14 protein-coding genes are annotated in these 12,304 nt (G+C 68.7%); 5 read left to right on the forward strand and 9 right to left on the reverse strand.

The genetic code is table 11. The features are described from left to right. Window positions 1-8 precede the first annotated feature (8 nt). Window positions 9-704, forward strand: coding sequence for a maleylpyruvate isomerase family mycothiol-dependent enzyme (locus tag E3O50_RS14715; RefSeq protein WP_166790666.1), 696 nt, complete (start codon window positions 9-11; stop codon window positions 702-704). Window positions 705-746: 42 nt separating this feature from the next. Here E3O50_RS14715 and E3O50_RS14720 read toward each other — a convergent pair whose 3' ends face one another. Genes E3O50_RS14720 through E3O50_RS14740 form a run of 5 tightly spaced genes read right to left on the reverse strand, consistent with a single transcriptional unit; the run spans window position 747 to window position 4,269 of the window. Beyond that, window positions 747-1,697, reverse strand: a complete 951-nt coding sequence (locus E3O50_RS14720; RefSeq protein ID WP_241975390.1) for a bifunctional riboflavin kinase/FAD synthetase — start codon at window positions 1,695-1,697, stop codon at window positions 747-749. Next, complete coding sequence (locus E3O50_RS14725; RefSeq protein ID WP_134445853.1) at window positions 1,694-2,182, reverse strand: hypothetical protein; 489 nt, start codon at window positions 2,180-2,182, stop codon at window positions 1,694-1,696. The genes E3O50_RS14720 and E3O50_RS14725 overlap by 4 nt, the downstream gene beginning before the upstream one ends. A 37-nt stretch (window positions 2,183-2,219) precedes the next feature. Then, window positions 2,220-2,588, reverse strand: coding sequence for a hypothetical protein (locus tag E3O50_RS14730; RefSeq protein WP_134445854.1), 369 nt, complete (start codon window positions 2,586-2,588; stop codon window positions 2,220-2,222). Beyond that, complete coding sequence (gene truB / locus E3O50_RS14735) at window positions 2,585-3,589, reverse strand: tRNA pseudouridine(55) synthase TruB (protein ID WP_134445855.1); 1,005 nt, start codon at window positions 3,587-3,589, stop codon at window positions 2,585-2,587. The genes E3O50_RS14730 and truB overlap by 4 nt, the downstream gene beginning before the upstream one ends. Then, window positions 3,586-4,269, reverse strand: coding sequence for a TetR/AcrR family transcriptional regulator (locus E3O50_RS14740; protein WP_241975391.1), 684 nt, complete (start codon window positions 4,267-4,269; stop codon window positions 3,586-3,588). Before E3O50_RS14740 ends, truB begins: the two co-directional genes overlap by 4 nt. 94 nt (window positions 4,270-4,363) lie before the next feature. On the opposite strand from E3O50_RS14740, the gene E3O50_RS14745 reads away from it, so the two are divergent. Beyond that, window positions 4,364-5,788, forward strand: a complete 1,425-nt coding sequence (locus E3O50_RS14745; protein ID WP_241975392.1) for a DHA2 family efflux MFS transporter permease subunit — start codon at window positions 4,364-4,366, stop codon at window positions 5,786-5,788. Window positions 5,789-5,911: 123 nt separating this feature from the next. Beyond that, complete coding sequence (locus tag E3O50_RS14750; RefSeq protein WP_134559482.1) at window positions 5,912-6,919, forward strand: 2-dehydropantoate 2-reductase; 1,008 nt, start codon at window positions 5,912-5,914, stop codon at window positions 6,917-6,919. Window positions 6,920-6,935: 16 nt separating this feature from the next. Here E3O50_RS14750 and E3O50_RS14755 read toward each other — a convergent pair whose 3' ends face one another. Then, window positions 6,936-7,598 (reverse strand): hypothetical protein, encoded by a 663-nt coding sequence (locus E3O50_RS14755; protein WP_134559484.1) that lies wholly within the window; start codon window positions 7,596-7,598, stop codon window positions 6,936-6,938. Window positions 7,599-7,704: 106 nt separating this feature from the next. Between E3O50_RS14755 and E3O50_RS14760 the strand changes: the two genes are divergently transcribed. Both E3O50_RS14760 and E3O50_RS14765 read left to right on the forward strand, forming a co-directional pair. Then, window positions 7,705-8,571: an A/G-specific adenine glycosylase gene (locus E3O50_RS14760; RefSeq protein WP_198413446.1), complete on the forward strand. Its 867-nt coding sequence runs from the start codon at window positions 7,705-7,707 to the stop codon at window positions 8,569-8,571. 8 nt (window positions 8,572-8,579) lie between these two features. Continuing rightward, entirely contained in the window at window positions 8,580-9,308 is a 729-nt protein-coding gene (locus E3O50_RS14765) for a DUF72 domain-containing protein (protein WP_134559486.1), read from the forward strand. A gap of 22 nt (window positions 9,309-9,330) precedes the next feature. Here E3O50_RS14765 and E3O50_RS14770 read toward each other — a convergent pair whose 3' ends face one another. The 3 genes from E3O50_RS14770 to infB all read right to left on the reverse strand — a co-directional run. Continuing rightward, the gene (locus E3O50_RS14770; RefSeq protein ID WP_134445860.1) at window positions 9,331-9,537 is read right to left on the reverse strand and encodes a hypothetical protein; all 207 of its coding nucleotides are present in this window, start codon (window positions 9,535-9,537) and stop codon (window positions 9,331-9,333) included. Window positions 9,538-9,650: 113 nt separating this feature from the next. Beyond that, a complete protein-coding gene (rbfA, locus tag E3O50_RS14775; RefSeq protein ID WP_134445861.1) occupies window positions 9,651-10,139 on the reverse strand; it encodes a 30S ribosome-binding factor RbfA in 489 nt (162 codons plus the stop codon). Window positions 10,140-10,283: 144 nt separating this feature from the next. Next, the coding region (infB, locus tag E3O50_RS14780; protein WP_134564574.1) for a translation initiation factor IF-2 at window positions 10,284-12,304 on the reverse strand (2,021 nt) is incomplete at its 5' end.

Raw genomic sequence — 12,304 nt, forward strand, 5'->3', positions numbered from 1 at the left:
TGGACGTCATGCCCGACATTTCCCAGTACCTGCCGTTCAGCCGCAAGCCCCAGGTGGACGACACCGGGACGACGTCCGACTGGAGCGCGGATATCGCGGCGACCCTGACCGGAATCGCCGGAATCCTTGAGACGCTTTCCGCGGAGGAATGGGAGACACCGAGCCTCTGCGGCGGCTGGCGGGTGCGCGACGCGGCCGGGCATCTTGTCTGGCGGGTCGGGACCCCGACGCGGGAGCTGCTCGGCACCGGGTGGACGGCACTGCGGGAGCAACTGCCGAACCTGAGTGTGGACCATGCCGTCGACACCCTCAGCCGCCGGGCCGCCGAGGCAGAGCCGGCTGAGCTCATCGCGTCGCTGCAGACCACCGCCGCCGAGTACGCCGCGGGGCGGGTGACCGCCCGGGGGCGGCACGGCATCACCGAACTGACGGAGGTCGTCGTCCACGGACTCGACCTGGCGCATCCGCTCGGCAGGGCCCTTGAGGTCTCGCCGGTCGCGCTCGGCGCGGTTGCCGTGCGCCGGGCGCTGATGGCACCCACCCCGGTCAAGGCGGTCGTGCGCCGCCGCACGCTTGTGGCGACGGATGCCGGCTGGCGCGTCGGGCGCGGAGCCGTGATCGAGAGCACGGCCGTGAGCATCGTGCTCTTCCTCTTCGGCCGGGAAGGCTTCACACCGACCGGGCCGCGCTCCCCCGCGGCCTAAGCCCTGAGCGCTGAGCACTGAGCCCCTGCAGCGCGCTCGCTTTCAGTGGCGGGTCGAGCCGGCGAGGAGAGTGCGGATCTGGTCGACGTCTGCCCGCATCTGCAGGATCAGCGGATCGATTCCGGTGAACGCGACCATTCCGCGGATCCGGTCGACGAACGACACCTCGACGACGTGACCGTAGAGGTCGAGCTCCCGGTCGAGTACGTAGGCCTCGACCTGCTTCTGCGCGACCCCGTCGAAGGTCGGATTGTTGCCGACCGAGATGGCGGCCGGGTAACGATCCGCGCCGTCGGTCAGCCAGCCGGCATAGACGCCGTCGGCAGGAATGAGCCCCTCGGACTCCGCGGAGAGGTTGGCCGTCGGGAACCCGAGTTCGCGGCCCCTGGCCGCGCCGTGCACGACCTCGCCGCGCACGGTCGGGGTGTGGCCGAGCAGTTCGCCGGCAGCCCTCACATCACCGCTCGCGAGCAGTTCCCTGATCCAGGTCGACGAAACCCTGCGCACCCGGTCGGGCTTGACATCCTCGATCAGGTCTACGGCGAAGCCGAAGCGTGCGCCGAGCTCGGTGAGCAGGGCCACGTCACCGGCGCCGTGCGCGCCGAACCGGAAGTCCCTGCCGACGAGCACGTGCCGGGCGTGCAGTCCGTTCACGAGGACGGTCTCGACGAAGACCTCAGGCGGCAGGCTCGCGAGGTCCCTGGTGAACTCGAGCACGAGGGTGCAGTCGACGCCGGTCTCTGCGAGCAGCCGGAGCTTCTGCTCGGCGCTGATCAGGAACGGCGGGCACTTCTCTGGGGCGAGCAGGGCGAGCGGATGCCGGTCGAAGGTCACGACGACCGCCGTGAGCCCCTGCGTTCCGGCGATGTCTTTGAGCCGGTCGATCACGGCGCGATGGCCGGCGTGGACGCCGTCGAACTTCCCGATCGTGACCGCGGAGCCGGAGGTGGCGGTTTCGAGCGGGAGGGAGCCGATGCCGGAGAGGACCTTCACGAGCTGGCCTGTCGACCGGCCTGGCCCTGTGGTCGTGCCGGGCCCTGTGGACGAGCAGGGCGGTGGCGGACGAGCCACATCATCCCGAGGATCGGAAGCACGAGCGGGATGAAGAGATAGCCGCTGCCGAAGACCGACCAGACCGAGTCGTGCGGGAAGAGCGCGGGGTCGACGATGCTCAGGGTGCCGACGACGAGCACGCCGAGAAGCTCGAAGGAGATGGTCACCCACGCGACGCGGTACCAGCGGCCGCTGCTGCGCACGAGCGCGATGGTCGCGACGATGTACACGACCGCGGACAACGCAGACAGCGAGTACGCGAGCGGCGCCTGGTCGAACTTGGAGGCGATCTGGACGAACGACCGCCCGGTCGCGGCGAGCGCGAGCAGCCCGTAGACGGCGATCAGCAGGCGTCCGACGCCGGTGACCCTGCGCTTCTGCGGTCCATCGACGACGTTCTCGGCTGCGCTCTGTGGTCCGGTCATGGCCTGTTAATTATCGCAGCTTGTGGGAGCGAGACTCTCACAAGCCCTGCACTGTCCAGATCTGGAACATCCGGTACACCATGACCGCGATCGCGAGGCACGCGCCGCCGAGAATGACCGTGCTCCAGCGGCTGCGTTCGATGAGCGCCCAGGCGGCGGCGGCGACGGGAACGATGAGGGCGCTCACGAGGTAGGTGTAGAACTCGAGCAGGCTGCCGCTCGCCGTGTTCCCGGCGAAGGGTGCCGCGATCGAAACGACGAGTTGCCCGACGAGGAGCAGTTCGACGAGCGCCGTCGCGCCCATCGTGAGGTCGTTCGGGACCCGGCCGAACAGCCCGAGAAACAGGCAGAGCACGCCGGCGAGCACCGCGACACCGACCTGGAGCCAGGTGAACCACTCGATCACGAGGACTCCCCCGCTGCGGCCTCGTCGGGCGGGAAGTTGATCACGGTGCGGGCTTGGGTGCCCCGAAGCTCGACGAGGCCGACGAGCCGGCCGCCGGGGGCGATCGCGGCGAGCGGAGCCGCGGTCCCCGCTGCCCCGGTATCCGCGATCTCGGTCGTGACCTCGATACGTTTGCCGTGACCGAGGTCGATCGCCTGTTGTTCGGTGAGGTCGAGGCGCCCGAGCACACGCGTCGCGGCATCCGCCGGACTGATGAGAGCGGCGGCGACGTCGAGCTCCGCGAGGGGCTGGGCGTTCTCGATACGGAACGGGCCGATGCGGGTGCGGCGGAGCGCGGTCAGGTGCCCTCCGACGCCGAGCCCGGCGCCGAGGTCGCGGGCGAGGGCCCGGATGTACGTGCCGGAGGAGCACTCGACGCGCACCTCGAGGTCGAGGAAGCCGTCGACGGGCGTGCTCGAGAGCAGTTCGAAGGCGGCGATGGTGACAGGCCGGGCGGGCAACTGCACGTCCTCCCCGTCGCGGACGCGGGCATACGCGCGCTTTCCGTCGACCTTGATCGCGCTCACCGCGCTCGGCTGCTGGCTGATATACCCGGTCAGCTGGCCGATTCCGGCCGCAATGGCCGCGGGCTCGATGAGTGCGACGGATGCCTCAGGCGCGCGGGAGACTTCCTCGCCCTCCGCGTCGTCCGTGGTCGTCGCCGAGCCGAGCCGGATCGTGGCCAGGTATTCCTTGTCGAGCCCGACGATGAAGGTGAGCAGTCGGGTCGAGCTGTTGATGCCGAGGATCAGCAGGCCGGTGGCCATCGGGTCGAGGGTGCCCGCGTGGCCGACTTTGCGGGTACCTGCGAGGCGCCGCGTGCGGGCGACGGCGTCGTGGCTCGTCCAACCCTGCGGCTTGTCGACGAGGAGGAGACCGCTCGCGGTGGAATGCACCCGCGCGCTGTTTCGGGACGACGTCTCGTCGTTGGGTTCGGTCTCGCGCTCGATGTCTGCACTCATGAGTGTGTCCCTGCAGTGCCGGTCGGGGCGGACATGGCGTGCGAGGCGTGCGAGCCCGTCGCGTCGAGCACGACGTCGAGCTTGCCCCGGAAGGCGCACCGCATCAGCTCCTCGGCGGCCTCGTCGTCCTCGAAGATGTCCGGGAGCCGGATGGCGAGCAGGGTGTTGAAGAGCATGCCGTTCGCGAGGAAATCCCGGATGATCTCCGGGGGGAACCCGGCTTCGTCGCGCAGCATCCGGTAGATCTGCAGGAAACCCTCCCTGGCCTTGGCGCCGATCACCGGGTCATGCCCGGTGATGAAGGCCTGCATGAGCGAGAGCAGGATGCCGCGGTCCTCGATCAGGTCGACGTATGCGGCCCCGAGACGGGCGACGAGCGAGTCGGCGTCGTCGTCGCCGGCCGGCTGGGGCTCGGCAAGGACCACGCGAAAGGTCGTGATGAGTTTGTCGAGAGCACGGGCGACGACCTCGAGGAAGAGGTTCTCCTTCGTGCCGAACATCCGCACGACGTACGGCTGGCTGATCCCGGCGGCCTGCGCGACCTGGTCGGTCGTGGCACCGGAGTATCCACGTTCGCCGAAGACGCGGCTCGCCGCGGCCAGGATCTGTTCCCTGCGCAACGCCGCGGGGATTCGTTCGGTGGTCGTTTCTTTGGCTGCCGTACCGGATTCTTCACTCACTCTTGACATGGTATCCGCGAATAACTATCGTCTCTATTTGTAATCATTCGATTACAACATTCCGTGCTTCTTCGCCCCCTCGATTGGATACCACGTGTCCCAGCCCATCACGCGTCGCGTCCCGATCTGGCTCGCCATCGTCGCGTCCTCACTCCCCATGTTCATGGCCACCCTCGACAACCTCGTCGTGACCGGTGCCCTCCCCGTGATCAACCGAGACCTCGGCGCTTCCATCGAGGAGCTGCAATGGGTGATCAACGCGTACTCGCTGAGCTTCGCGACCTTCATGCTGATGGCCGTCGCCATCGGCGACCGCTTCGGCCGGCGAACCGTCTTCCTCGCCGGGATCGCGATCTTCACGGTCGCCTCCGCGCTCGCCGGTCTCTCGACAGAGCCCTGGCAGCTCATCACCGCGCGGGCGATCCAGGGTGTCGGGGCCGCTGCCCTGATGCCGTTGTCGCTCACCCTCCTCGTCGGCTCGGTCAGCGAGAAGCGCCGCCCGGCCGCGATCGGTATCTGGGGCGGAATCTCCGGCCTCGGCGTCGCACTCGGCCCGCTCATCGGCGGCGCCGTCGTCGAAGGCTGGAACTGGCAGGCCATCTTCTGGTTGAACGTCCCGCTCGGCGTGATCTCGATCCCACTCGCCCTGGTCGCCCTTCCGAACAGCTTCGGGGCCAGGGTCCGGGCGGATGTCGTGGGTCTCGTCCTCGCCGGGGTCGGCGTCTTCGGTCTCGTCTACGGCATCGTTCGCGGCAACGACGCGGGCTGGACCAGCCTCGAGGTCCTCGGCGCGCTCGCCGGCGGCGCGGTCCTGCTCGCGGCCTTCATCGCCTGGGAAGCCCGCACGCCTGACCCTTTGCTGCCACTCCGGCTGTTCCGGGACCGCAGCTTCACCGTCGCCAACCTCGTCGGCCTCACCTTCAGCTTCGGCATCTTCGGGTCCATCTTCATCCTGATCCAGTTCCTGCAGATCGTGCAGGGGCACACCCCGCTCGAGGCCGGCCTGATGACGATGCCCTGGACCCTCGCGCCCATGGTGATCGCCCCGCTCACCGGCCTGCTCAGTCCGCGAACGGGCACCCGGCTTCCGATCGTGCTCGGACTCTCCTTCCTCGCCATCGCGATGGGCTGGCTGGCGGTGGAGATGAGTGCGACGGTTGCATACATCGACCTCGTGCCCGCGTTCCTCCTCGCCGGCGTCGGAATGGGACTCGTGTTCGCGCCGAGCTCAACGGCAGTGCTCGCGAACATGGTCCCGAACGACCACGCGAAGGCAACCGGAACCAACTCGACCCTGCGCGAGATCGGCGTGGCGCTTGGTGTCGCGGTCCTCACGGCCGTCTTCACAGGTGCCGGAGGAGAGCTGACCCCGACCGGCTACGTGGATGCGGCGGTCCCGGCGATCGTCGTCGGGGCATCCGTGCTCGGTCTGGCCGCCCTGATCGGACTCGCCCTGCCCCACGGTCGCCGTGCGCCCGCAGCGACTCCCGTCCCCGAGCCCGCCACCCTCTCCGCCTGACCCTTCCGGTAGCTCGCGAGAGTACGTTTTTGGCCCTTAAGAACGGGTTTTAAGGGCCAAAAGTGTACTCTCGCGGGAAGGACGGGCGGGATGGGCGGGGCGGGGGCGACCTAGGCTGGGGGAATGCGAATTGCTGTGATCGGTGCGGGTGCCCTCGGCGGAACGTTCGCCACGCTACTGGAGAAGGCCGGGCATACCGTGACCGTGACGGCACGGGGAAAGGCCCTGGGCGTCATCCGCTCGGAGGGCATTCACCTGACCGGCGCCTTCGGCGACGAGACCGCCCGGCCGGCTGCGGTCGAACTGCTCACCGAGACTCCCGAGCTCACGCTCGTCTGCACCAAGGCGCAGGATGCCGCCGCCGCGATCACGGCCAACGCGGCGGTCCTCGACGGCTCGCCGGTGATCGTCGTGCAGAACGGGCTCGACGGCGTCGCGACGGCGCGACGGATCCTGCCGAACTCCGACTGCTTCGGGGCGCTCTCGATCATCGCCGCGAACTATGCGGCGCCGGGACTCGTCACCGTGACCACGCCGGCACCGACGTACATCGGGCACGATACCGGTGACATCGACGCGGGAACGCTCGCCTGGCAGGGTGTGCTCGACGCGGCATTCCCGACGATCGCGACCTCGAACTTCGTCGGCGCCCAGTGGACGAAGCTCGTGGTCAACATGCTCAACGCGCTCCCGGCAGTGACCGGGCTGAGCGTGCAGGAGGTCGTCGACGATGCGGAGCTCCGTCGGGTCCTGACCGCGAGCATGCGGGAGACCGTGCGCGTCGGCGTCGCCCGCGGGGTGCGTTTCGGGGCGCTGCAGGGGCTCGGCGACCGCCGGTTGCGTGGTTTCGCCGGCCTTCCGCTCTCGATCGGGCAGCTGCTGCCGCGCCTGATGCGGGCCAGGATGGGCGACGTGCCGAACCTCGGCTCGACATTGCAGAGCCTCCGCAGGGGTCAGCTGACCGAGATCGACCACCTCAACGGGGTCGTCGTGCGGGAGGCCGCGGCGGCAGGCGTCGCCGCGCCGGTCAATACCCTGCTGACTGCCCTTGTGCATGAGGTCGAGGCCACAGGACACCCGCTCACACGAGCCGAGGTGCTCGTGCGCTTCGCCCCGCTCCGACTGCGGTAGTCCTCGCGGCGCCGGCTCAGCAGCTGTCGAAGAAGAGACGGCGGGGATCCGCCGGATTGGCGAGGTCGACGACGGCCGTCGCCCACGACCTGGGCCGGACCTCGGCCCGGTAGAGCCGGTTGGCGATGGCCCGGTCGTCGGGAACAGGGGAACCACCCAGTGCAGGGTCTGTCGTGGTATCCGCAGCATCACCGAGTTCCCCGGAGGGCTTCAGCTCAGCGGCGAGGTCGATGAAAGCGCCGGTCGACGAGGCATCCGCTGCGGTCTCGGTCAGCACGCTGTACGACCAGCCGTCGCGGAGTTCCTTCCTGAGCAGGAACTCCCCGTCGAAGATCAGGGTGTCGTCCGCAGGCCCCGTCGCGCCGGCGACGCGGAACGGGACCAGGAGCGCCCTGCGGAGCAGGTCGAAGTCGTCGCGGTGGCGGAACAGTCGCTCCGGCGAGGCCGGCCCGAAGGCCGTCTGCTCCTCGGTGGAGCGCTCGAAGTCGGCGAGCGAGGCGCGGGACACGGCGTGCCCGGTCGCGGCGAAGGCCGCTGCGAGGTCGTCGGCGAAGGCGGCCCGCGCGATGGGGTCCGTCCCGTCGATCGCGACCATCGTGCGGCCTCGGCCGTAGAGGCTGAGGATCTCCGTTGCGAGGTCGCGGAGGAAGTCGAGGCGTGGTGTCGAAACAAGCGTCATGAATCGAGCCTAGGTTAGTGGGGTGAATGCAACCGTCATCGCGCCCATCGAATCCGCGGGCGTGCCAGCCACCGGGTCTGCCCCCGAGGCCGATGGCACCGGTGAGATCGCGAGCCTCGTCAATGCCTGGTTCGGCCTGCACGCTCGCGACCTTCCCTGGCGCCGCGACGGTTTCGGCGCGTGGGGCGTGCTCGTGAGCGAGTTCATGCTGCAGCAGACGCCGGTGACCCGGGTGATCCCGCACCTCGAGGCGTGGCTCACCCGCTGGCCGACACCCGCCGACCTCGCCGCCGTTCCGCCGGGCGAGGCCGTGCGGGCATGGGCGACGCTCGGCTACCCGCGGCGCGCGCTCTGGCTGCACGCCGCGGCCGTCGAGATCACCGAGAACCACGGCGGAATCGTGCCGCAGGACGTCGGCGTGCTCCTCACGCTGACGGGGATCGGCGACTACACCGCGCGGGCGGTCGCCGCGTTCGCGTACGGCCACCGGCATCCGGTCGTCGACACGAACACGCGCCGGGTCATCGCCCGCTGCGTCGCAGGCCAGGCCGAACCCGCGCCGCCGAGCCGCACCCGCGATCTCGCGGCCATGAACGCGCTCCTTCCGGCGGATGTCCGTGCCGCGGCCGTCTTCAACGCCGGCGCCATGGAACTGGGCGCGCTCGTTTGCACGTCAGCACGCCCGCGCTGCGCGGACTGCCCGCTCGCCGCGCTCTGCGCCTGGCGCGCGGCCGGCTACCCGGAGTACCAGGGTCAGAAGAAGACCGTTCAGAAGAAGTTCGCCGGCAGCGACCGGCAGGTGCGCGGCCTGATCCTCGCCGAGTTGCGCTCGACGAGGCACCCGGTGACGGATGCCGAGATCGCCACGCTCTGGCCGGACCCCGCCCAGCTCGGTCGGGCCCTGTCCGGCCTCCTGTCCGACGGGCTCGCGGTGCGCGTCGCTGCAGGGTCATACTCGCTCCCCCACGAGTAGGCGCGACCGTGAGCATCCGGATCGGCACCTCCGGCTGGAGTTACGAGCACTGGGACGGGGCGCTCTACCCGTCCGGGCTCCCCGCCGCCCGGCGGCTCGAGGTCTACGCCTCCCGTTTCGACACCGTCGAACTCAACGCGAGTTTCTACCGCTGGCCGCGGGAGTCGACGTTCGCCGGCTGGAGACGCCGCCTTCCCGAGGGATTCCTGCTCTCGGTGAAGGCGCCCCGTGGGCTCACCCACGCGAAGAGGCTCTATGCTCCCGAGGTTTGGGCGGCACGGATCGCCGCGTGCTGGCACGAGCTCGGCGACAAGCGCGCCGTCCTGCTCGTGCAGCTGCCGCCGGCGATGGAGCGCGACGATGCCAGGCTGGACTTCTTCCTCGCCGCCCTGCCGCACTGGATCAGGGTCGCCGTCGAGTTCCGGCACGACAGCTGGCTGTGCGAGGAGGTCTTCGCGATCCTCGAGCGGCACGGCGCCGCATACTGCGTGCTGAGCGGCGCGAACCTGCCGTGTGTCCTGCGCGCGACCGCACCGTTCGTGTACGTGCGGATGCACGGCCCCGATCGAGAGCACCTGTACGGAGGCTCGTACTCGGAGGCCGACCTCGATTGGTGGGCGGAACGCATCCGCGACTGGCAGGGCACAGGACGGGACGTGTTCGTCTACTTCAACAACGACGGCGGTGGAAACGCGGTCCGGAATGCGAGCGGCCTGGCCTCGCGATTCGGGAGCTGAGACCCCGACCGCTGCGACGCGGCTACTTCGCGAGCGTCGCGATCGCCTGGGCCCACAGGAAGAACTTGTTGGTGCCGAGGTCACCGATCGTGTCGATGCCGAACGCCGCCTTGAGGTGCTCGGCATCGCTGTCGCTGACGCCCTGGAGCGCCGCGACCGGCGCCTTCGCGAGCTCCTCCAGAGGGAGCGTTTCGTATGCTTTGTCGAGCTTGGCTGCGATGCCGGCCATGGGGTACCTCCACAGTGAGATGGGCTTTCCGGGGAACGAAAGCGCTTTTAAGCGTAGTTCTCCCCGGTCTCCCTCGCTAGGTGCGCTGCGTCAGCGTCCGCTGGAGGCAACCGCTATTCGGCGTGGTGACCGACGGCGGGAGTCTCGTCCTCGTCGTCGTCGTCATCGTCGTCGCCCTCGAACTCGCGCGGCTTGACGTAGGGGTCTTCGTCGCCGGCGTACTGGGCGCCCTGTGCGAGCGCGCCGACCTGGCTGTCGCGCTCCCGCGCTTCGCGGAGAAGGTCGTCGATGAGGGCGGCGTTCTCGGGGATCGCGTCCGCGATGAACTCGAGCGACGGGGTCAGCCGGGCGGTGATGTTCTTGCCGACCTCGCTGCGCAGCAGCCCGGTGGCCGCCTTGAGCGCCGCGGCGCTGTCGGTGCGCTCCTCGAGGGAGCCGTAGACGGTGTAGAAAACGGATGCGTGTTGCAGGTCACCCGTCACCTTGACGTCCGTGATGGTCACGAAGCCGAGCCTCGGGTCACGCAGGCCGCGTTCGAGCCGCTTTGCCACGATGACCTTGATGCGGTCGGCCATTTTTCTGGCGCGTTCCGGATCTGCCATGGTCTCACTCCTCTTGCTTCGGTACTGCGTTACGTCGATGCGTGGAAAATCTGGTGAATCGAGAAGCTGTCGTGCTGAGCGACCAACGGGCCTCAGGCCCCTCACGGAGAGGAGCCGGAGACCCGTCGATCAGACGCGGCCTGGTTAGACGCGCGGCTTTTCCTTCAGTTCGATCGTCTCGATCTCGTCGCCGATCTGGATGTCGTTGAACTTGCCGAGACCGATACCGGCCTCGAAGTCCGTACGAACCTCGGTGACGTCGTCCTTGAAACGACGCAGCGACTCGATGCCGAGGTTGTCTCCCACGACGACGCCGTTGCGGATGACCCGCGCCTTGGCGTTCCTCGTGATGACACCCGAGCGGACGATGACGCCGGCCACGTTTCCGAACTTGGACGAGCTGAACACCTCGCGGATCTCGGCGACACCACTCTGCACCTCTTCGAACTCGGGCTTGAGCATTCCCTTGAGGGAGTTCTCGATGTCCTCGAGCGCGTTGTAGATGACCGAGTAGAACCGCACGTCGACACCCTCGCGGGCTGCACGCTCGCGGGCCTTGGTGTCCGGGCGCACGTTGAAGCCGATGATGATGGCGTTGTCGACGGTGGCGAGGTTGACGTCGCTCTCCGTGACCGCACCGACACCGCGGTGGATGATGCGCAGCTGCACGGAGTCGTCGACCTCGATCTTGAGGAGCGACTCTTCCAGGGCCTCGACGGCACCGGAAACGTCACCCTTGATGATGAGGTTGAGCGATTCGACCTTGCCCTCTTCGAGTGCACGGGTGAAGTCTTCGAGGCTGATGCGCTTGCGGGCCTTGGCCAGCAGGGCGTTGCGCTCGGCGGCTTCGCGCTTCTCGGCGATCTGACGGGCGGTGCGGTCTTCCTGGATGACGAGGAAGGTGTCACCGGCCCGGGGAACGCTCGAGAGGCCCTGGACCTGCACGGCGCGCGACGGCGTCGCGGCGAGCACGGCAACGCCGTTTTCGTCGGCCATCGCACGAACGCGGCCATAGGCCGTTCCGGCGACGATCGAGTCGCCGACGTGCAGCGTTCCCGACTGGATGAGCACGGTTGCGACCGCGCCGCGGCCCTTGTCGAGACGAGCCTCGATGGCGACGCCACGGGCGTCCTTGTCGGGGTTGGCGCGCATGTCGAGTCCGGCGTCCGCGGTGAGGAGGACGGCCTCCAGGATTTCCTGGATGCCGATCTTCTGCTTCGCAGACACGTCGACGAACATGACGTCTCCGCCGTACTCTTCGGCGACGAGCCCGAATTCGGTGAGCTGCTGGCGCACCTTCTGCGGGTTGGCGCCTGGCTTGTCGATCTTGTTGACCGCGACCACGATCGGCACATTGGCCGCCTGGGCGTGGTTGAGGGCCTCAATGGTCTGGGGCATGATGCCGTCGTCCGCCGCGACCACGAGGATCGCGATGTCCGTCACCTGGGCACCACGGGCACGCATGGCGGTGAACGCCTCGTGGCCCGGTGTGTCGATGAAGGTGATGGCGCGGTCGATGCCCTCGTGCTCGGTGATGACCTGGTACGCGCCGATGTGCTGGGTGATTCCGCCGGCTTCGCCAGCGGCTACCTTCGCGTTACGGATCGCATCGAGGAGCGCGGTCTTTCCGTGGTCGACGTGACCCATGACGGTGACGACCGGCGGACGGGCCTTGAGCTCGTCATCGGTCTCTTCGGCCAGTTCCTGGTCGATGTCGATGTCGAAGCCGAGAAGCAGTTCGCGATCTTCGTCGTCGGGCGAGACCATCTGGATCTTGTAACCGAGTTCTTCACCGAGCACATCGAAGGTCGCCTCGTCGAGGGACTCCGTCGCCGTCGCCATTTCACCGAGGTGGAACAGCACGGTGACGAGGTTTCCGGGGCTCGCGTCGATCTTGTCGGCGAAGTCCGTGATCGAGGCGCCGCGGCGCAGACGCACCACGGTTCCGCCGTCGCCGCGGGGGACGCTGACGCCACCCAGCGACGGAGCCTCGCGCAGCTCGAACTCGGCGCGCTTCGTGCGCTTGGATTTGCGGGCCTTGTTCTTGCCGCCTCCGCGACCGAACGCACCAGCGGTTCCGCCACCGGGGCCGCGACCGCGGCCACCTGCGCCGCCGCCACCGGCGGGACGCGGCGGGCCGAAGCCGGGGGCACCGGCGGGCGCGC

Source organism: Cryobacterium sp. MDB1-18-1, assembly GCF_004402735.1.
Lineage (GTDB): Bacteria > Actinomycetota > Actinomycetes > Actinomycetales > Microbacteriaceae > Cryobacterium > Cryobacterium glucosi.

Bases quoted from the DNA above. Each gene is read 5' to 3' on its own strand.
- E3O50_RS14715 (WP_166790666.1), top strand. From the start codon at position 9: ATGCCCGACATTTCCCAGTACCTGCCGTTCAGCCGCAAGCCCCAGGTG.
- E3O50_RS14725 (WP_134445853.1), bottom strand. From the start codon at position 2,182: ATGACCGGACCACAGAGCGCAGCCGAGAACGTCGTCGATGGACCGCAG.
- E3O50_RS14755 (WP_134559484.1), bottom strand. From the start codon at position 7,598: ATGACGCTTGTTTCGACACCACGCCTCGACTTCCTCCGCGACCTCGCA.
- E3O50_RS14750 (WP_134559482.1), top strand. From the start codon at position 5,912: ATGCGAATTGCTGTGATCGGTGCGGGTGCCCTCGGCGGAACGTTCGCC.
- E3O50_RS14770 (WP_134445860.1), bottom strand. From the start codon at position 9,537: ATGGCCGGCATCGCAGCCAAGCTCGACAAAGCATACGAAACGCTCCCT.
- truB (WP_134445855.1), bottom strand. From the start codon at position 3,589: ATGAGTGCAGACATCGAGCGCGAGACCGAACCCAACGACGAGACGTCG.
- rbfA (WP_134445861.1), bottom strand. From the start codon at position 10,139: ATGGCAGATCCGGAACGCGCCAGAAAAATGGCCGACCGCATCAAGGTC.